Source organism: Caballeronia sp. BCC1704, assembly GCF_902833455.1.
Lineage (GTDB): Bacteria > Pseudomonadota > Gammaproteobacteria > Burkholderiales > Burkholderiaceae > Caballeronia.
The window spans coordinates 266516-286497 of the sequence record NZ_CADFFT010000002.1 but is presented as its reverse complement, the minus strand read 5'-3'; the positions used below and the strand labels follow the sequence as shown (position 1 = coordinate 286497).

The 19982-nt window shown below is 64.4% G+C and carries 18 protein-coding genes and 1 CRISPR repeat array (1 of these 19 cut by a window edge); of the genes, 4 read left to right on the top strand and 14 right to left on the bottom strand.

Features of this window, described 5'->3' with window-relative positions:
- The first annotated feature begins 41 nt into the window (after positions 1-41).
- Positions 42-2747 (top strand): aconitate hydratase AcnA, encoded by a 2706-nt coding sequence (acnA, locus tag HWX53_RS11085; protein WP_175940898.1) that lies wholly within the window; start codon positions 42-44, stop codon positions 2745-2747.
- A 110-nt stretch (positions 2748-2857) separates the two neighbouring features.
- On the opposite strand, the gene HWX53_RS11080 is transcribed toward acnA, so the two are convergent.
- The 3 genes from HWX53_RS11080 to HWX53_RS11070 are packed head-to-tail and all read right to left on the bottom strand — an operon-like array spanning position 2858 to position 4923.
- Positions 2858-3469: a DUF5666 domain-containing protein gene (locus HWX53_RS11080; protein WP_175940897.1), complete on the bottom strand. Its 612-nt coding sequence runs from the start codon at positions 3467-3469 to the stop codon at positions 2858-2860.
- Positions 3470-3518: 49 nt separating this feature from the next.
- Entirely contained in the window at positions 3519-4286 is a 768-nt protein-coding gene (locus HWX53_RS11075; protein WP_175940896.1) for a molybdopterin-dependent oxidoreductase, read from the bottom strand.
- 4 nt (positions 4287-4290) lie between these two features.
- Positions 4291-4923 (bottom strand): cytochrome b/b6 domain-containing protein, encoded by a 633-nt coding sequence (locus tag HWX53_RS11070; protein WP_175940895.1) that lies wholly within the window; start codon positions 4921-4923, stop codon positions 4291-4293.
- Between the two features lie 124 nt (positions 4924-5047).
- Between HWX53_RS11070 and HWX53_RS11065 the strand changes: the two genes are divergently transcribed.
- Both HWX53_RS11065 and HWX53_RS11060 read left to right on the top strand, forming a co-directional pair.
- Positions 5048-5719 carry a heavy metal response regulator transcription factor gene (locus HWX53_RS11065; protein ID WP_175940894.1) on the top strand — a complete coding sequence of 224 codons (672 nt, stop codon included), beginning with the start codon at positions 5048-5050 and terminating at the stop codon, positions 5717-5719.
- Between the two features lie 8 nt (positions 5720-5727).
- Complete coding sequence (locus HWX53_RS11060; protein ID WP_175942342.1) at positions 5728-7128, top strand: heavy metal sensor histidine kinase; 1401 nt, start codon at positions 5728-5730, stop codon at positions 7126-7128.
- Positions 7129-7146: 18 nt separating this feature from the next.
- Here the strand turns inward: HWX53_RS11060 and HWX53_RS11055 are convergent, their stop codons facing one another.
- The 11 genes from HWX53_RS11055 to HWX53_RS11005 all read right to left on the bottom strand — a co-directional run bounded on the left by HWX53_RS11055 (position 7147) and on the right by HWX53_RS11005 (position 16957).
- A complete protein-coding gene (locus tag HWX53_RS11055; protein WP_175940893.1) occupies positions 7147-8943 on the bottom strand; it encodes an FAD-dependent oxidoreductase in 1797 nt (598 codons plus the stop codon).
- Positions 8940-10055 carry a DedA family protein/thiosulfate sulfurtransferase GlpE gene (locus tag HWX53_RS11050; protein WP_175940892.1) on the bottom strand — a complete coding sequence of 372 codons (1116 nt, stop codon included), beginning with the start codon at positions 10053-10055 and terminating at the stop codon, positions 8940-8942. Before HWX53_RS11050 ends, HWX53_RS11055 begins: the two co-directional genes overlap by 4 nt.
- Positions 10056-10392: 337 nt before the next feature.
- Complete coding sequence (gene denD, locus HWX53_RS11045; RefSeq protein ID WP_175940891.1) at positions 10393-11358, bottom strand: D-erythronate dehydrogenase; 966 nt, start codon at positions 11356-11358, stop codon at positions 10393-10395.
- 28 nt (positions 11359-11386) lie between these two features.
- Positions 11387-12175: a 2-oxo-tetronate isomerase gene (gene otnI, locus HWX53_RS11040; protein WP_175940890.1), complete on the bottom strand. Its 789-nt coding sequence runs from the start codon at positions 12173-12175 to the stop codon at positions 11387-11389.
- 52 nt (positions 12176-12227) lie between these two features.
- Positions 12228-13121, bottom strand: a complete 894-nt coding sequence (gene ltnD, locus HWX53_RS11035; protein WP_175940889.1) for an L-threonate dehydrogenase — start codon at positions 13119-13121, stop codon at positions 12228-12230.
- A 27-nt stretch (positions 13122-13148) separates the two neighbouring features.
- Entirely contained in the window at positions 13149-13853 is a 705-nt protein-coding gene (locus tag HWX53_RS11030; RefSeq protein WP_175942340.1) for a FadR/GntR family transcriptional regulator, read from the bottom strand.
- A gap of 101 nt (positions 13854-13954) precedes the next feature.
- Positions 13955-14293: a thioredoxin family protein gene (locus tag HWX53_RS11025; RefSeq protein WP_175940888.1), complete on the bottom strand. Its 339-nt coding sequence runs from the start codon at positions 14291-14293 to the stop codon at positions 13955-13957.
- A gap of 203 nt (positions 14294-14496) precedes the next feature.
- Positions 14497-15024: a chromate transporter gene (locus HWX53_RS11020; RefSeq protein WP_175940887.1), complete on the bottom strand. Its 528-nt coding sequence runs from the start codon at positions 15022-15024 to the stop codon at positions 14497-14499.
- Positions 15021-15566, bottom strand: coding sequence for a chromate transporter (locus HWX53_RS11015; protein WP_175940886.1), 546 nt, complete (start codon positions 15564-15566; stop codon positions 15021-15023). The genes HWX53_RS11020 and HWX53_RS11015 overlap by 4 nt, the downstream gene beginning before the upstream one ends.
- Positions 15567-15637: 71 nt before the next feature.
- A complete protein-coding gene (gene panE / locus HWX53_RS11010) occupies positions 15638-16576 on the bottom strand; it encodes a 2-dehydropantoate 2-reductase (protein ID WP_175940885.1) in 939 nt (312 codons plus the stop codon).
- Positions 16577-16615: 39 nt separating this feature from the next.
- Positions 16616-16957, bottom strand: a complete 342-nt coding sequence (locus HWX53_RS11005; protein ID WP_175940884.1) for a hypothetical protein — start codon at positions 16955-16957, stop codon at positions 16616-16618.
- Positions 16958-17241: 284 nt separating this feature from the next.
- Here HWX53_RS11005 and gndA point away from each other — a divergent pair, with 284 nt between their 5' ends.
- Positions 17242-18648 (top strand): NADP-dependent phosphogluconate dehydrogenase, encoded by a 1407-nt coding sequence (gene gndA / locus HWX53_RS11000; RefSeq protein WP_175940883.1) that lies wholly within the window; start codon positions 17242-17244, stop codon positions 18646-18648.
- 482 nt (positions 18649-19130) lie between these two features.
- A CRISPR array of direct repeats spans positions 19131-19982; the repeat unit is 28 nt; unit sequence GTTCGCTGCCGCGTAGGCAGCTTAGAAA; it runs 1331 nt beyond the window's last position.

Below are 19982 nucleotides of genomic sequence, written 5' to 3'. Positions count from 1 at the left end.
GCATCGAAGCTATTTCCTCGTTTAGCCCTAGGAAAATAACCATGGCCCACAATCTCCACAACACGCTCAAGGAATTCGACAGCGGCTCCGGCAAAGGCAAGTACTACTCGCTGCCGCAACTCGGAAAAGCACTGAACGTCGACATTCAGCGCCTGCCGGTTTCGATTCGTCTCGTGCTCGAATCCGTGCTGCGCAACTACGACGAAAAGAAGATCAGCGAGGAGCACATCAAGCAGCTCGCGAACTGGAAGCCGAACGCGGCCCGCGTCGATGAAATCCCGTTCGTCGTCGCGCGCGTGGTGCTGCAGGACTTCACCGGCGTGCCGCTGCTCGCCGACATCGCCGCGATGCGCGGCGTGGCGAAGCGCACGGGTAAGGACCCGAAGGCGATCGAGCCGCTGGTGCCGGTGGATCTCGTTGTCGATCACTCGGTGCAGATCGACCACTTCCGCGAGCCGAACGCGCTCGACCTGAACATGAAGCTGGAATTCCAGCGCAACAACGAGCGCTACCAGTTCATGAAGTGGGGCATGCAGGCGTTCGACACGTTCAAGGTCGTGCCGCCGGGCGTCGGCATCGTGCACCAGGTGAACCTCGAATACCTCGCGCGCGGCGTCCACAAGAAGGACGGCGTCTATTACCCGGACACGCTCGTCGGCACCGACAGCCACACGACGATGATCAACGGCATCGGCGTCGTGGGCTGGGGCGTGGGCGGCATTGAAGCGGAAGCGGGCATGCTCGGTCAGCCGGTGTACTTCCTGACGCCGGACGTGGTCGGCGTCGAGCTGAAGGGCAAGCTGCGCGAGGGCTGCACGGCCACCGACCTCGTGCTGACCATCACCGAGATGCTGCGCAAGGAAAAGGTCGTCGGCAAGTTCGTCGAGTTCTTCGGCGAAGGCACGGCGTCGATCGCAGTGCCGGACCGCGCGACCATCGGCAACATGGCGCCGGAATACGGCGCGACCATGGGCTTCTTCCCGGTCGATGAGAAGACCATCGACTACTTCCGCGGCACGGGTCGCACCGACGAAGAAATCTCGGCGTTCGAAAACTACTTCAAGGCGCAGAACCTCTGGGGCGTGCCGAAGGCCGGCGACATCGAATACACGAAGACGCTGACGCTCGATCTGTCGACCGTCGCGCCGTCGCTCGCAGGCCCGAAGCGTCCGCAAGACCGCATCGAGATCGGCAATGTGAAGAGCACGTTCACAGACCTGTTCTCGAAGCCGGTCGGCGAAAACGGCTTTGCGAAGAAGCCGGAAGACCTGCAAGCCACGTACAAGACGGCAGACGGCATCGAAGTGAAGAACGGCGACGTGCTGATCGCGGCCATCACCTCGTGCACGAACACGTCGAACCCGAGCGTGCTGCTCGCCGCTGGCCTGCTCGCAAAGAAGGCGGTCGAAGCCGGCCTGACGGTGGCGCCGCACATCAAGACGTCGCTCGCGCCGGGATCGCGCATCGTCACCGACTATCTGACGAAGACGAACCTGCTGCCGTATCTCGACCAGCTGGGCTTCACGCTGGCCGCTTACGGCTGCACGACGTGTATCGGCAACGCGGGCGACCTGACGCCGGAACTGAACGACGCGATCGTGAAGAACGATATCGTCGCGGCGGCCGTGCTGTCGGGCAATCGCAACTTCGAGGCGCGCATTCACCCGAACATCCGCGCGAACTTCCTGGCATCGCCGCCGCTGGTCGTCGCCTATGCGATCGCCGGCAACATCACGCGCGACCTGATGACCGAGCCGGTCGGCCAAGGCAAAGATGGCCGCGACGTGTTCCTGGGCGATATCTGGCCGACGAGCGAAGAAGTGCACGCGCTGCTCAAGTTCGCACTCGACGCGGATACGTTCCGCCAGAACTACTCGCAGCTCACGAAGGAAGGTGATCTGTGGAGCAAGATTGCGGGCGAAACCGGTCAGGTCTATGACTGGCCGAAGTCGACGTACATCGCGGAGCCGCCCTTCTTCGGCAATGACTTCTCGATGAAGCCGGCCGATTCGATTCCCGCGGTGACGAAAGCGCGCGCGCTCGGCATCTTCGGCGATTCGGTGACGACCGACCACATCAGCCCGGCGGGTTCGATCAAGGAAACGTCGCCGGCGGGCGTGTGGCTGAAGGCCAACGGCGTGCAGAAGGCCGACTTCAACAGCTACGGCTCGCGCCGCGGCAATCACGACGTAATGATGCGCGGCACGTTCGCGAACGTGCGGATCAAGAACCTGATGATCCCGCCGAAGGCGGACGGCACGCGCGTGGAAGGCGGCCTGACGATTCACCAGCCGAGCGGCGAACAGCTGTCGATCTACGACGCCGCGATGAAGTACATCGACGAAGGCACGCCGACCATCGTCTTCGCGGGCGAGGAGTACGGCACGGGTTCGTCGCGCGACTGGGCGGCGAAGGGCACGCAACTGCTCGGCGTGAAGGCCGTGGTGGCGCGCAGCTTCGAGCGGATCCATCGTTCGAACCTGGTCGGCATGGGCGTGTTGCCGCTGCAGTTCAAGGGCTCGGACAGCGTGCAGTCGCTCAACATCACGGGCGAAGAGACGTACGACATCGAAGGCCTCGGCGACGACTTCAAGCCGCAGCAGGAAGTGACGCTGGTGATTCACCGCAAAGACGGCAAGGAAGATCGCGTGGCGGTGCTGCTGCGTATCGATACGCCGATCGAAGTGGACTACTACAAGCACGGCGGGATTCTGCCGTTCGTGCTGCGCTCGCTGCTCGCGGCGTAAGCGGAAGTGTTTTGCAGGTGACCGCGCCCGAAAGGGCGCGGGAACATTGAACCCGGCCTTGGCCGGGTTTTTTTTCGGGTGCGTGGCATCCGTGTGCCCACCCTGCCCCCTCACATCGGCGGCACAACCCCTTCCTTCTCCACCACGATCCGCTGCGCCGCGAAGTCCCCACCCGCCGGGCTCGCCACGACGAACACCTTCTTCCCCGGCTTCAGATCATCGTGCGTGGCAGGCGCGAACGTCACCACCGGCACATTCTCCGGCACCGTGATCGAACTCGACCCGCCCTTGTACGACAGCTTCAGATCACGTCCGCTCGTGCCCTGCACGACCTGATCGACATTCGCGTTCGTCATCGAGCTTTGCGGGCCCAGGTCCCACGCGTAATGTCCCTCGCCGGTGCCGCGCGCCGCTTCCGGGAACACCAGCACTTCGGTCGCCGTGAGCTTGCCATCAGTGCCCGTCGTCGCGGCCGTGCCGACGAATTCGCCCGGCTTGATGTCCTGCAGCTTGATGTTCCTGAGCGCCGTCACGGGCGTGTCGGCTTTGACCGTGATTTTGACCGTATCGCCGCTACGACGATGCACTGTGAGCGTATCGCCCGACAGCGCAACGATATCGCCGCGAATACGCGTGGGCTTGGCAGCGGGCGTCTGCGCAAAAGCACCAGCCGTGAATGCGAGCGCCGCGATGCTGACGCCGAGTTTCATGCGAATGGACATGCAATCTCCTTGTGGTTGAACAAAAGACAAGCGTTGAATCAACGTCTGATCAGGAACCGCCGAACCAGTTGTAGCCCTGGTTCTCCCAATAGCCGCCGGGGTATTCGTTGGTCACGGTTATCGCGACGATATGCTTCGGGTTCTTGTAGCCGAGCTTGGTCGGCATGCGCAGCTTCATCGGGAATCCGTACTTCGGCGGCAAGATCTGACCGTCGTAGGTCAGCGTGAGCAGCGTCTGCGCGTGCAGCGCGGTCGGCATGTCGATGCTCGTCGAGTAGTTGTCCGCGCAATGGAACGCGACATACTTCGCGCTCGTATCCGCGCCTGCGCGCGCCAGAAAATGCGCGAAGCGCACGCCGCCCCATTTGCCGATCGCGCTCCAGCCTTCTATGCAGATATGCCGCGTGATCTGGCTTTCCTGCGGCATCGCGTGAAGTTCGTCGAGCGTCCACACTCGCTTGCCTTTCACAAGACCGCCGACTGCGAGCTTGTACTCGGACGGATCCACTTCAGGCACTTGGTCGATGTCATAGAACGCGTTGAACGGAAACGGCCGCGTGATCATCGACTCGGGATAGGTCGGCGCGAGCTTGTTCGGATCGAAGAGCAGCGCCTGCGCATCGTCGTTCAGCGAGGAAATCTTGCGCAGCATCGCGTTCACGGATTTGTCGTCGGTGATATTGCAGCCCGACAGCATTACGAGGCCGCCCAGCGAAAGAATGCGCTTGCCGAACACGCGCCGCGCGGGCGCTTTCAGTTCCTTCGCTGCGTCCTTGATGATGGACTCGGCATCGAGTGTGTTCTTGTTGATCGGCATGGCGTCAACGTCCTTTGATCATCAATACGAGCGAGCGCGGCACGAGCGCGACCATCGCCACATGCAGCACGACGAACGCAACCAGAAAGCTCATGCCGAAGAAATGCACGACGCGGGCGTTGTCATAGCCGCCCATCAGCGTGCGCAGCCACGGAAACTGCACGGACTTCCACACCACCAGCCCCGACAGAATGATGACGACGATATCCACGATCACCGCGAGATACGCGAACTTCTGCACCGCGTTGTAGTGCGTGAGATCGTCGTGGCCGAGCTTGCCGCGCAGCGCCGCTAACGCATCGCTGAACACGCTTTTGATGCTCAACGGAAACATGCGACGGCGCAGGCGGCCGGTCGCCACATTCATCGCGAGATAGACGATGAAGTTCGCGACCAGCAGCCACATCGCCGCGAAATGCCACTGAAGCGCGCCGCCGAGCCAGCCGCCGAGCGTGATGGCGGGCGAGAACGTGAGCGCCTTGAAGATGGGCGACGCGTTATAGATTTGCCAGCCGCTCGTCACCATTACAACGATGGCGAGCGCATTCACCCAATGCGTGATGCGCAACCAGAGCGGCTGAACCGGCCGAAGTGTTCGTTCTTGCACGTATTGCCTCGCGGGTCGATGATCGAGCATGGACGAATGCTAACGGCCGCGCACTGATCGATCGATGACGTCTCCATGACGTTTTTGTCATTTGCGGCGGGAAACGGCAGACGCTCGATAGAATCACGTCAACCTGATAACGAAGCGCGCGCGCATGACCATTCTCGTGATCGAAGACGACCGCAAGACCGGCGATTACCTGAAGAAAGGGCTCATCGAGTCCGGCTATCAGGTGGATCTCGTGCGCAACGGCACGGACGGTCTGCATCAGGCGCTCGCCAACCCGTACGAATTGATCGTGCTGGACGTCATGCTGCCCGGCATCGACGGATGGCAAGTCATGGCCGCGTTGCGCGCGAAGCGTGACTTGCCTGTCATTTTTCTCACGGCGCGCGATCACGTCACGGACCGCATTCACGGACTCGAACTGGGCGCGGACGATTACCTCGTCAAGCCGTTTTCCTTCACCGAGCTTGTCTTGCGCATTCGCACGCTGCTGCGTCGCGGCGTGCTGCGCGAGTCCGATACTTTCCTGATCGCCGATTTGCATGTGGATGTCTTGCGCCGCAAGGTCACGCGCAAGGGCATCGACATCGTGTTGACCAACAAGGAATTCGCGCTGCTGCATCTCTTCTGCAAGCATCCCGGCGAAGCGTTGTCGCGCACGCTCATCGCATCCGAAGTGTGGGACATGAACTTCGACAGCGACACCAACGTGGTCGATGTCGCCGTCAAACGCCTGCGCGCGAAAATCGACAATGCGTTCGAGCCGAAGCTCATTCACACGGTGCGCAGCATCGGCTATTCGTTCGGAGAGGACGCTTGAGCCGGCGCTTGATTCCGCGCTCGCGCTCGCTTGCGCTGCGCATCGCGCTGTCGTTCGCGGCGATCGCGTGGATCGTGGTCGGCATGGTCGGCGTGGCGCTGTATCAGGCGACGAACTCGGCGCTGTCCACGCGCGCCGATTATCAGTTGATCGGGCGCGTGGAGCACTTTCGCTCGCTGCTGCACGATCTCTACACCATCAACGAGATCGAAGCGCGCCCCCGGCTGTTCGAAACTATGCTCGGCGACCGGCAGGACGTGATCATCTTCCGGCGCGCGGGATCGGCGGCGTTTATCAACGTCAATCCCGACCATATGCCGTTGCCGCCGCTGCATATCGTGCCGGTGAACCGCGCGATCGGACTCGACGATCTGTACGAAGGCGCCCGTGCCGACGGCGTGCGCATGCGCTGGATCGGCGCGCAGGCGCGCATCGGCGAAAGTGGCGAAGTGGTCGAGATAATCGCGGCGCATGTGATGACGCAGGAAGCGCGCGTGCTGTCCACGTATCTCGTTCGCGTGTGGGTCAACATGATCGGCGCGGCGCTCATCGCGATGTTGCTGGCGTACTGGGCCACGAGCCGCGGCCTGCGGCCGCTCAAGCTCATGGCCGACAAGGCCGCCGAGATCACGCCCCACCGTCTGTCCGCGCGTCTCGACGTGGCCCATGCGCCGACTGAACTGCAGGGCCTCGCCGCGTCGTTCAACGCCATGCTCGACCGTCTGGAAACCGGTTACGAGCGCCTGCTGCAATTCTCGGCGGACCTCGCGCACGAACTGCGCACGCCCATCGGCGTGTTGATCGGCGAGACGCAGGTGACGCTCGCGCACGCGCGCAGCGCGCCGGAATATCGCAGCGTGCTCGAATCGAATCTCGAAGAGCTGGAGCGGCTCGCGCGCATCGCGCAGAACATATTGTTTCTCGCGCAAGCGGATCACGGCGAGCAGGCCATCGAGCGCGAGCGTCTCGACATACGCGAGGAATTGCAGAGCATCGCCGCGTATTTCGAAGGCATCGCGGAAGAACGCCGCATCACCTTCGATATCGACGCAACCGGCGACATGCACGCCAACGCGATCATGTGCCGCCGCGCTATCGGCAATGTCGTGGTGAACGCGGTGCGATATGCGACGCCGGACAGCGTCGTGCGTCTGTCCGGCCACGCGGATGCCGAGGGCGCGTGCATCGTCGTCGGAAACCGCGGCGCGCCGATTCCGCGCGAAGTACTCGCGCGGCTTTTCGACCGCTTCTATCGTGGCGACGCAGCGCGCAGCGAATGGACCGAATCCAGCGGACTCGGCCTCGCCATCGTGCAGGCGATCATGCGGATGCACGGCGGAAGCGCGTCGGCGGAGTGCTCGGCCGACGGCTGGATCGAGTTCACGCTGCGCTTTCCCGCCGCAGCCTGAGCGCGTCCGGCCAAGCGCTCACGTTCCCGCGACGCTCGCCACTTCGCGCTGCGCCAGCAACGCGTGAATCTGCGAGACGACCGCCGCACCTTCGCCCACGGCCGCCGCCACGCGCTTGGTCGAACTGGAGCGCACGTCGCCGATGGCGAACACGCCCGGCACGCTCGTCTCCAGTCCCATCACGCCTTCGGTGCGTCCCTCGTGCGCCTCGGGTCCGGTCAGCACGAAGCCCTTGGCGTCCGTATTCACGCTGCAATCGCGCAGCCAGTCCGTGTTCGGGTCCGCGCCGGTAAACAGGAACAGATGCCGCGATTCGAGTCTCAGCGGCCCATCCGGCGTCTTGCAGTTGATGGCCGTGAGCACGCGGTCATCGCCTTCCAGCGAGACGATCTGCGTATGCGTGCGTACCGTCACGTTGGGCAACGAGCCGATACGCTCGACCAGATAATGCGACATGCTCGCCGAGAGGCTCGCGCCGCGAATCAACACGTCGACGCGCCGCGCGTGCGATGCGAGATACACCGCCGCCTGCCCCGCCGAATTGCCGCCGCCCACCAGCACGACGTCCGCGTTCTTGCAGAGCTTCGCCTCGACCGGCGACGCCCAGTAGTACGTGCCGCGCCCCTCGTAACGTTCCAGCCCTTCGATGGCCGGCCGCCGGTACGCCGCACCCGACGCGATCACGACCGTCTGCGTGGCGACGCGCGTGCCGTTTTCCAGTTCGATCTGAATGGGCGACTCGCCGCAATGCAGCGCCTTGATGCGCGTCGGAATGGCGATGTGCGCGCCGAACTTCTGCGCCTGCACGAACGCCCGCCCCGCGAGCGCCTGACCGGAGATGCCGGTCGGAAAGCCGAGATAGTTTTCGATGCGCGAGCTCGCGCCCGCCTGCCCGCCCGGCGCGCGGCAATCGAACACGGCCACCGACAATCCTTCGGACGCCGCATAAACGGCCGTCGCCAGACCGGCTGGCCCCGCGCCGACGATCGCGACATCGTAGACGTGGTTCGAATCGAACTCGGGCAGCCAGCCGAGCTGCGTCGCTACCTGATTCTCATCGGGCGCGCGCAACACCGTGCCGTCCGGACAGATGACGAGCGGAAAATCCGCCGTGGATGCGGAGATGCGCTCCAAGAGCGCGATGGCGTCCGGGTCCGTGTTCGCGTCGATGACCGTGTGCGGATAGCCGTTGCGCCGGAAGAAGCCTTGCAGCGAGATGAGCCGGCCGTCGTCCGCCTGTCCGAGCAGAACGGGCCCGCTGCCCTTCTCGATCAACCCGACGCGCCGCAGGATCAGCGCGCGCATGATGCGCTCGCCGAGTTCCGCTTCGGCGACGAGCAGCGCGCGCAGCCGTTCGGGCGGGATCACGAACCCTTCGACATCTTCGGCCGCCATGCCGTCGACCAGACACGGCTTGCCGGAAAGCTGCGCGACTTCCGCGAGAAAATGCCCCGCGCCGTGTTCGACGACGATATGCGTCTTGCCGAGCGCATCGCGCCGCGTGACGCGCACGAGCCCCTTCAGGATGACCACCATGCCGCGCCCGACTTCGCCCGTGCGGAACATCCACTCGCCCGCGCGCCAGCGCGCCGCCTCGCCGAAGCGGGACATGCGCTGGATCTCGTCGTCGGTGAGACGCGGAAACATCTGGTGCGCCCGCGTTTGCAGCGGCGAAAACGGCGCGCTCTCCGCTTCGGGCGCGGCCGCGGCGGCAGGCGCCGGCGTGCCCGAATCGTCCGGCGGCGGCATGCCCGGACTCCACGCCACGACATTCGGCATCTGCGTGGCGCGATCGCTGTTCGGGGTGGTGCTCATGCGTGATCTCCGTGAGGTAAGCCGGGTTCATGCAGGGGCGCCGACGTTATGTTGGCGGACGATGTGTTGGGCGACGCCGCATCTCGCACCATCGGCAGCGAGCACGTATTGGCCATTTGCTCCGCTTCCTCCGGCGTGGCCGCGACGATTTCGCCGAACTCAGTCAGCTTCGCCACTTCGAAGCCGGCGAGTCGCCACGCGTCGAGGCCGCCCGTGAGCGGAAGGACATCGCGAAAGCCCGCGTTGCGCAGCGTCTTCGCCATCCATGCAGCGGACACTTCGTTCGGGCACGAGCAATAGATGACGAGCTTGCGGTCCTTGTCGTAGTTCTCGATGATCTTCTGCAACTCGCGCTCGTCCGCGAACAGCGCGCCCGGAATCACGTACGGGTCGAGCATGCGCTTTTCCGCCGAGCGGATATCGAAGATGACGGGCAGCGGGTCGCCGTGCATCAGCGCGTAGAGATCGTCCACCGAGATACGCGCTTTCTCCAGCGTCGCCATGAGCGTGCGGCGGCGCCACCAGCGATACGTCACGTAGACGGCGAGCAGCACCGCGACCACGATCACCGCTTGCCGCCCGAGCCGCGAGATCATCGCGAAGACCATTTCCAGTTCCGCCGCGAACACCACGCCGACGGAGAGACCGACCGCGCTCCACAACGCGACGCCCGCGCCGTCGTGCAGGACGAAGCTGCGCAGCCGCACGCCCATTGCGCCCGCAAGCGGCACCGACACGAGCGACAGACCGGGGATGAACTTCGCGACGAGCAGAATGCGCACGCCCCAGCGTCCGAAGAAGCGTTCGGTCTTCTTCACGCAGGTATCGCGCGAGAGCGACAGCTTGCAGATGGTCTTGAGCGTGCGGTCGCCGTACTTGCGCCCGCCCTGAAACCAGACGAGATCGCCGAGCACGCCGCCCAGCACGGCGACGGCCAGGACGCCCGCGAGCGGCGGCCAGAACGCTCCGCCGTTCACGGCCATGAGCGCGGTGGATGCGCCGACGATGATCATCGTCGGCATGGCGGGCACGGGCAGCCCGAGCGCGGAGCCCATGACGTTGATGAAAACGATCGCTGGGCCGAAACGATCGACTAGCTGGTGGAGCAACATGGGATCTCCCGCGTGCGCGATGGCGTTCTGACGTGACCGAAGCGCTTGCCGCGAGCGCGGCGAAGGCGGCAATCCGGCCGCGAGCGAGGGAGAAACGGGCGTGCGACGCCCGTGATCCACTGCGGCCTTCGTCACACTGAAGAGAGGAGTGTAGCGCGGAAATAAGGATGTAAGCGTGACACGTGCGCGGCATGCCGGGCGCGATAGCGTTAGCTATCCGCTCCTTGAATTGGCTGCGGGTGTTTGCGCGACGAACGCGGCTAAGAGGCGTCGGCGGCGGCATCACCCGACAGTTCTGCCTCGCCGCTTCCGCATGAGCTCTCGCCGACTTGCGCGGCTACCCGCGCATTTCCTCGATATAAGCGCGAATCACGTCAGCGAACGACCGGTCGCCCGTCAGTCCCAGTTGCTGGGCGCGCGACGTATCCCACGCGCCCGGCCAGCTTGCGACGATCTTCGCGATGCGCTCGTCGCGCTGCCAGTCGATGCGCGACACGACCTCGTCGCCCGCCACTTCGCGCAGCGCCGCGACCATCTCGTTCACGCTCACCGACAACCCCGGCAGATTGATGATCGGCCGCATGCCGAACTCGGCGCGATCGATCTCGCAGCCGGCGATCAGCGCATCGACGGCGCTCTTCGGCGAAAGCAGCCACAGCCGCGTGTCGCCGTCCACCGGACACACCGAGCGTTCGCCGTTCAGCGGCTCGCGAATGATGCCGCTCGCGAACGACGACGCCGCCGCGTTCGGCTTGCCCGGCCGCACGCTGATGGTCGGCAGCCGCAGCACGCGGCCATCCACGAAACCGCGCCGCGAGTAATCGCAGAGCAGCAGTTCGGCAATGGCCTTCTGCGTTCCATACGACGTTTGCGGGTTCAGCGCCGTGTCGTCCTGCACGATGTCCGGCAGCACGCCGCCATACACCGCGACCGAGCTCGTGAACACGACGCGCGGCGCGTGCCCCGACGCGCGGCACACTTCGAGCAGCGTGCGCGATGCGTCCAGGTTGATGCGCATGCCGAGATCGAACTCCGCTTCGGCCTGACCGGAGACGATGGCCGCGAGATGAAAGATGGCGCGCGTCTCGCCGTCGATGCAGCGTTCCAGCACCGCGCGCTCCGCGATGTCGCCGGTCTCGGCGCGCACGCGCGGGTCGGCGAGCAGATGCGCGTCGGCGGGACGCGCCACGTCGAGCAACAGCAGTTCGGTGACCGGCTGGCCGTCGAGCGTGCCGCGCGCAAGCAACCGCTTGGCGAGCCGCTGGCCGAGGAAGCCCGCGCCGCCCGTGATCAGAATTTTCATGTCGTCGCTCCGGAACGCATCACAAGCATCAAAGATAGGGCTTCAGCCAGCCGAGACCTTCGGACGTGCCCGCTTTCGGCCGGTATTCGCAGCCGATCCATCCGTCGTAGCCGAGCGAATCGATCAGTTCGAAGAGATACGGATAGTTCAGCTCGCCGATATCCGGCTCGTTGCGGTCCGGCACGCCCGCAATCTGAATGTGCCCGATGCCGGCGTTCGGCCGCTTCATGTCGCGCTTGAGTTTCACGGCGATATCGCCTTCGACGATCTGGCAGTGATAGATGTCGAACTGCACTTGCAGATTCGGCGCGCCGATTTCATCGCAGATGGCTTGCGCCTCGTCTTGTCGATTCAGGAAGAAGCCGGGAATATCGCGCGTGTTGATCGGCTCGATCACGATGCCGACGCCCGCCGTCTGCGCCGCTTTCGCCGCGTATTCGAGATTGCGCAGATAAACGGCGCCGTGCTCGTCGCGCGGCTGATCCGGCGCGATGAGGCCGGCCATCACGTGCAGCCTCTTGTTGCCGAGCGCCGCCGTGTATTCGAGCGCCTTGTCGATGCTTCGCCGGAACTCGTCCTCGCGCCCCGGCAACGACGCGATGCCGCGCTCGCCCGCCGCCCAGTCGCCGGGCGGCGCGTTGAAAAGCGCCTGCGTGAGGCCGTTGTCGGTCAGGCGCGCCTTGATGTCGGCGGCGGGAAAGTCGTACGGGAACAGGAATTCGACCGCCTTGAAGCCGTCTTTCGCGGCGGCGGCGAAGCGGTCGAGGAACGCGTGTTCGGGGTACATCATCGTCAGATTCGCGGCGAAGCGGGGCATCGCGTGTTCTCCTTCAGTGTCTTTGTGGCGGCTCGGCTTACTGCATCTGGCGTCACTTCGCCCCTTTCGGAAGCTCGATGCCGGGAAAGATCTTGATGACCGAGGAATCGTCCTCGCCGCCGTACCCGGCCGTCGACGCCATCATGAACATCTGATGCGCGGCCGCCGAAAGCGGCAGCGGAAACTTCGTGGTGCGCGCCGTATCGAGCACAAGGCCCAGGTCTTTCACGAAAATATCGACGGCGGAAAGCGGCGTGGTGTCGCCCGCGAGGATATGCGGCACGCGGTTCTCGAACATCCACGAATTGCCCGCGCTGTGCGTGATGACGTCATAGAGCGCCTCCGGGTCGACGCCTTCGCGCAGGCCGAGCGCCATCGCTTCGGCGGCCGCCGCGATATGCACGCCCGCGAGCAGTTGATTGATGATCTTGACCTTCGAGCCCGCGCCGTGCGCGTCGCCGAGCCGATACACCTTGCCGGCCATCGCGTCGAGCACGTCTTCGCACGCGGCGTAGGCGGCGGCGGGGCCGGAAGTCATCATCGTCATTTCGCCGGATGCGGCCTTCGCCGCGCCGCCGGACACGGGCGAGTCGAGCATCAGCACGCCTTTTTGTGCGATGCGTTCGCCCAGTTGCACGGCGAACGCGGGCGCGACCGTCGCGCAGGCCAGCACGACGCTGCCCGGCTTCATCGCGTCGACGGCGCCGGACTCGCCGAACAGCACGGCTTCCGTCTGCGCCGCGTTGACGACGAGCGTCACGACGACATCGCACTTGCCGCCCAATTCCGCCGGCGACGCACACGCGATGCCGCCTTGTGCCGCGAAGGCGTCGAGCACGTCGCGGCGCACGTCGCACGCATGGACGGCGAATCCCGCCCGCAAGAGCGAGCGCGCGACGCCCATTCCCATCGCGCCCAGCCCGATGACTCCGACGTTTCTCGACATGGCGTTCCTCTGGTTTGATGTGAAGTGTTAGCGAATGCCCGCTTCCGCGAGACGGCGCGCGGCGTTGATCAGATGCGTCTGCGCGGCGTTGCGCGCGGCGACGGCGTCGCCCGCGCGGATGGCGTCGGCGATCGCGGCATGCTCTTCGCGCACCTGCCGCGAGAAGTCCTCGCGCAGCGCTTCGTTGCGGCGCGTGACGACCGTGCCCGCCTCCAGATACTGATTGAGAAAAGCGAGCGTCTTCAAAAAATACGGATTGCCGGTCGCGTTCGCGATCTCGCGATGAAACGCCACGTCTTCGGCCACGCCGTCGCGCCCTTCGCGCACGGCTTCGTCGATACGGCCGAGCGCCGCGTCGATAGCCTGCAAGTGCGCGTCCGTGCGATGCATCGCAGCTTCGGATGCCACTTCGGCTTCGATGGCGCGACGCAGCGCGAGAATCTGCACCACCGCGCCCGGCTCGACGGCCTGCGCATAGTCGATGCGCAGCGGCCGGATGCCCGCCCGCTCCACGATGAACACGCCGCTGCCCTGCCGCGGCTCGACCATGCCTTCGTTCTTCAGACGCGAGACGGCTTCGCGGATCACCGTGCGGCTCACGCCGAACTCCTGCGCGAGCACGGCTTCGCTCGGCAGCTTGCCGCTCGCGGCGAAACTGCCGTTCTCGATCAGCGTCTGCAATTGCTGCGCGACCGTGTCCGATAACGCGCGAGGCGGAATCTTTTCGAACAGGCGCGGCGTGGACGGGTGCAAAGTCATCGGGTCATCATACAAGTCAGGCGCGGCGCTGTCTTGCTGGCGATAACCCTGAGCGCGCTAAGAAGCGCGAGCGATTATTCGGCGAGCGGCTCGTCGATGAGCGCGAGCGCGTCGCGAATTTCTCCGACGTCGCCCGGGCGCACGAGGCGCGCGACTTCCTTGCCTTCAAGCATGAAGATGAGCGTCGGCCACAGCTTCACGCGGAAGGATCGGCCGAGCGGGCGGCCGCTGCCATCCTCGATCTTGATGTGATGCACGCCGCGATGCGCCTGAAACGCCTGCGCGATCAGCGGCTGCGCCGCGCGGCAGAAGCCGCACCAGTCCGTGCCGAATTCGACGACGGTCGGCGCGGTCATCGCGTCGATTTCGCTGCGGTCGGGCGCGGTCTTCGCGTATTCGGTGGTCATGGTCATGGCGCGTTCCTCGTGTTTGCATCGTCGTGAGAATCAGCAGGAAGCCTGCCAGGCTGGCGCTCGGCCGGTTAGTGGCCGAAGCGCGACAGCTAGTCATTCGTCGGTTACTGCACCGAGCCGGACATCAGCGCGCCGTTACGGCTTGCCGTCGCTCGTTTGCTTCCGAAGAACCGCCAGTCACAATCAATTACGCCGTTGTTCGGTCACTGCCCGAAGCCCGACAGCCCGATCATCGCGCCGCCCGCGAGCAGCCACAGCGGATGCAGCTTCGTCTTGTACGCGAGCACCGCGACCGCCGCCGTGATGCCGACGAGCACCGCCTCGCGGTCCGACGCCTCGGCAATCAGCAGCGCGCTCGCCGCGACGAGTCCGACGGTAATCGGCACCAGCCCGAGCTGCACATAGCGCCGCCACGGGCGGTCCTTGAAGCGCTCCCACGCGTGCAGCGCGAGAATCGTCACGAGCGACGACGGCCCGAACTTCGCGAGCGACGTCACCAGCACGCCCGGCCATCCCGCGACATGCCAGCCGATCAGCGTGACGACCATCATGTTCGGCCCCGGCGCGGCCTGCGCGAGCGCGAAGAGCGCCGAGAAATCCGCCTTCGTCATCCAGTGATGCACCTGCACGACTTGCCGCTGCATCTCCGGCAGGATGGTGTTGCCGCCGCCGAACGCGAGCAAGGACAGCTGGCTGAAGATGGCTGCGAGCGAGAACAGATCGTCTTTCATCGGCGCACCTTCCACGCGATCAGCACGGAAATGGGCGTGAGCACGAGCATCGACGGAAGAAGCGGCGTGCGCAGCAACGCGATGCCCGCGAACATCACGAGCGCGACGGCGGCGGCCTCCGGCTTCTGGCGCAGCGGCCAGAGCAGCTTCACGGCCATCGCGATCAGAAGTCCCGCCGCAGCCGCCGCGAGCCCTGCGAAGAGATGCGCGACGCGCGGATCATGATGCGTGCGCTGATAGATGACGCCGAGGCCGATCACGATCAGCGACGGCCCGACGAGCAGACCGAGCAGACCGGCAATCGCGCCCGGCACGCCGCGAAAGCGCATGCCGACAGCCACGGACAGATTGATCACGTTGCCGCCCGGCAGAAACTGGCAGAGGCCGAGCAGATCGGTGAAGGCTTCGGCGTCGAGCCATTTGCGGCGCTCGACGATCTCGCGTCGCGCGAGCGGCAGCGCGCCGCCGAACGCCGTGAGGCCGAGCGTCAGAAAACCTAAGAAAAGTTCGGGAATCGTGGGACGCGGGGAATCCGGTGGCATGGCGCGAACAAGGGCAAAAGCCGAGAGCGTACAGCGTCCGGCCGCCGTGCAAAAGCGGCCCGCGCGTCGATTCAAGCGTGCGACGCCCGCGCCCGCCTTGCTTCATATGCCTTCAGATGCGCATACGCCGTTGCCAGCACGGACGACGACGCATCCACCGCGGACTTTCGCCGCGCGAGCAAATCGCCGACGATGTGATCCGCTTCGATCGGCGCGTTGTTCTCGATATCGCGCAGCATCGAGGCCGTCATCTGCGAACCGCGCTCGGAGAAGAACGCACGCGCACGCGCGAGCACCGCGTCGCCGGGCGCGTGGCCGTTGTCGGCGGCGATGCCGCGGCACTCGTCGAATAGCCGACGCAGCAGCTCTTCGCCGCCCGGCGCGGCCACGATGTCGCCGATCGGCGCGCGCATGAGACACGTGCCGCTTGCGAGCGTCGCGAGAAAGACCCACTTGTCCCACATCGACTGGAGGACGTTCTCGCTCACATTCAGTTCGAAGCGCGCGCCGCCGAGTTGCTGCGCGATGGCGTCGATGCGCGGCGTCCGGCCGCCCGCGCGCTCGCCGATGGTCATCGACTGCATGTTGTTCAGATGCAGGGTCGTGCCTTCTGCATCGAGCGTTGCGGCGATCACGCATTGGCCGCCGAGCACGTTCGCGGCGCCGAAACGCGCGTCGAGCGCATCGAGATGAGCCATGCCGTTCAGGAGCGGCAAGATGGCCGTGTTGGGACCGACGGCGGGCGCAAAGGAATCGATCGCGCCTTGCAGATCGTAGGCTTTGCAACTCAGCAGAATGAGATCGAAAGGCTGATCGATATCCTGCGCGAGAACGATAGGCGGATTGGCAAACGTCAAATCGCCTTCAGGGCTTCGCACGTTCAGGCCGCTTTCGCGCAGCCGCTCGGCGCGGCGTTCACGCACGAGAAAGGTCACGTCCCTGCCCGCTTCCAAAAGCCGCGCGCCGAAATAACCGCCGATCGCCCCCGCGCCTACGACCAGAATCCGCATGTCTCGCTCCTTATCGCAATAGTTGTTGGATCTTCGCTTTTACGCCTGCCAAACCCCGTAACCCGCTTCGCGCAAGCCGATCGCAAGCTCCACTTCCATGTCGCGTGCGCCGTCGTAGGGCATCGGGTTGTACATCTCGTACAGGTGCGGCAAGAGTCGCAGCCCGAAATCGCGCACATAACGGTTCGACTGGATGCCCGCCTTGTGCTTGTCGAAACGCACGTCCGGGTCCACGCCCGTCATGCCGACATACACGAACGGCTTGCCGAGCACGTAATCCGGATTCGCACGACGAAAGCGCGCCTCATTCCAGACCGCGTCCGAGAGTTCGACGACATAAACCGAATAGTGATGCGCTCGCGTGCGCCGGGAAAGCGCCATGATTCGTTGATTGCGTGGCTCTTGGCGTGTTGCGCCGATGGCGGGCGTCCATTCTATGCCGGCGAACCGCGCCGCGCACAACCGCGCACGCTGCCGGATAACGCCCGAAGTGGTAAATTCGGGCGGTCTGCGCTCGCGCACCGGCCGGGCGGCGGCGCAATCCTTCGCCGGTCGGACATGAGGACGACCCCTCCCGCGCGAAGCCCGCATTCAATCGACACGTTTCTTTCCCGAAGCGACACGCGCCACGAGCCGCGATCGCTTCGGTCATTCGGAGATCAAGCATGAGCAAACAAGCTATCGGCGTGGTGGGTCTCGCCGTCATGGGCAGCAATCTGGCCTTGAATATCGAGAGCCGCGGGCACGCTGTGTCGGTCTACAACCGCAGCCGCGCCAGAACCGACGAACTGATTGCCGAACACCCCGACAAGAAGCTCGTGCCCACGTACACGCTCGAAGAGTTCGTGCAGTCGCTCGAAACGCCGCGCCGCATTCTGATGATGGTGAAAGCCGGCGCCGGCACCGACGACACCATCGCGGCGCTGCGTCCGCTGCTGGAGAAGGGCGACATCCTCATCGACGGCGGCAACACGCATTTCACCGACACCATCCGCCGCAATCAGGACCTCGCGAAGTCGGGGCTGCATTTCATCGGCACGGGCGTGTCCGGCGGCGAGGAAGGCGCGCTGAAAGGGCCGTCGATCATGCCGGGCGGACAGAAGGAAGCGTACGAATTGGTCGCCCCGATCCTCACTGAAATCGCCGCGAAAGCGCCGGACGGCGAGCCGTGCGTCGCCTACATGGGCCCGGACGGCGCGGGCCATTTCGTGAAGATGGTGCACAACGGCATCGAGTACGGCGACATGCAGCTGATCGCCGAAAGCTACGATGTGCTGAAGCGCGTCGCGGGGCTGTCGAACGAAGAGTTGGGCAAGGTCTATGTCGAGTGGAACCAGGGCGAGCTGGACAGCTACCTGATCGAGATCACGTCAAAGATTTTCTCGAAGAAGGACGAGGAAACAGGCAAGGATTTGGTCGATGTCATTCTGGATCGCGCGGCGCAAAAGGGCACGGGCAAGTGGACGAGCCAGAACGCGCTGGATCTCGGCGCGCCGCTGCCGCTGATTACGGAAGCGGTGTTTGCGCGCGTGCTGTCGTCGCTGAAGGATCAGCGCGTGGCGGCGAGCAAGGTGCTGTCGGGGCCGACGCCGAAGTTCGACGGCGATCGCGCGGCGTTCATCGAGTCGGTGCGGCGTGCGCTGTATCTGTCGAAGATCGTTTCTTATGCGCAGGGCTTCGCGCAGTTGCGCGCGGCGTCGGAAGAGTACAACTGGAATCTGCAATACGGCGAGATCGCGAAGATTTTCCGGGCGGGCTGCATTATTCGCGCGCGCTTTTTGCAGAAGATCACGGATGCTTATGCGACGAATAAAGACCTCGCGAATCTGCTGCTCGATCCTTATTTCAGCGATATTGCCGCGAAGTATCAGGACGCATTGCGCGATGTCGTCGTCGCGGCGGTGAAGGCGGGTATTCCGGTGCCGGCGTTTTCATCAGCGATTGCGTATTTCGATGCGTATCGGTCGGAGCGGCTGCCGGCGAATCTGGTGCAGGCGCAGCGGGACTTCTTCGGCGCGCATACGTTCGAGCGGACGGATAAGGCGGGGAGCTTTCACGCCAATTGGGCGTGATTGCTGGTTGATTAGTTAGGCGCGACGGGCGGTTTGTGTTGCACTGACTGCTGAGAGAGCCCTGGCTTCGGCCGGGGCTTTGTCGTTTGTGCGGTCGTGGTTCAGTTGTCTTGGCGCCGTCTGAAGCACGGCTCGCCGGTCATTACGTGCTGGTCGCCGCAGCGCCGGGACATCCGCGTCGATGATGCGTAAGCCGATCCTGCGCGGTACGGCGGTGGTTGTTCGCTTTCCACATTTGACCGTCCAGCGGCACGCTTTGACACGCAGTCGGTCATCGTGGATGTGTTGGCCGGCGACGTCGGTCGGTAAAATCGTGGGACCGGGTGCAGACGATGCGACGATTGCCGGTTAAGCCTTTTTTTCGTCGGGCTCCTTCTCGCCTTTTGAATCAAGGTCTTGCGATGGTGGCGGGGTTTTGGGTTATCTAGGTCTGGCGAGGGAAATGTCTCTTTGAATCAAAGTGTTCGCATGTTTTGTGTCTAGTTCGCTGCCGCGTAGGCAGCTTAGAAATCGTCGAATGTTACGGCGCCGCGGTAGGCCACGTTCGCTGCCGCGTAGGCAGCTTAGAAACTACCGCAACCGCCTCGATGTTTTTCTCGATAAGTTCGCTGCCGCGTAGGCAGCTTAGAAATAGCCGACCGCGATGCGGAAGCTTCGCGGCGCGTTCGCTGCCGCGTAGGCAGCTTAGAAAGTCGCGCGGGTCAGTCGTCATGCGTTGTCATCGTTCGCTGCCGCGTAGGCAGCTTACAAAAGGGAACGGGTTCGGGCGGCCTCGTGCTGCGCGTTCGCTGCCGCGTAGGCAGCTTAGAAATCGACGAGCAGACCTTCGGCGTAAGCGAGCGGGTTCGCTGCCGCGTAGGCAGCTTAGAAACTTTCCGACTCGGTCGACAACATCGAAGTGCTGTTCGCTGCCGCGTAGGCAGCTTAGAAACGAGCGCAGGCCTTGCGCAAGCCCTGTCCGACGTTCGCTGCCGCGTAGGCAGCTTAGAAACTCGGACGGATCCGCCGTCGGATTGCCGTCCGGTTCGCTGCCGCGTAGGCAGCTTAGAAATCTTCGCGCAGGCGGTCGAGGTGAGAGTTGCCGTTCGCTGCCGCGTAGGCAGCTTAGAAACGCCGAACGTCCCCACGCCGAGCCGAAAGTCGGTTCGCTGCCGCGTAGGCAGCTTAGAAAAGATCGTGTCGCTCGCTGTCACCTGCATGACGCGTTCGCTGCCGCGTAGGCAGCTTAGAAATGCGAGAATCTCCGCTTCCAGTGCCGTCGCCCGTTCGCTGCCGCGTAGGCAGCTTAGAAAGCCGCAGCTCGCGCGCCGAAAACGCCCTCGGCGTTCGCTGCC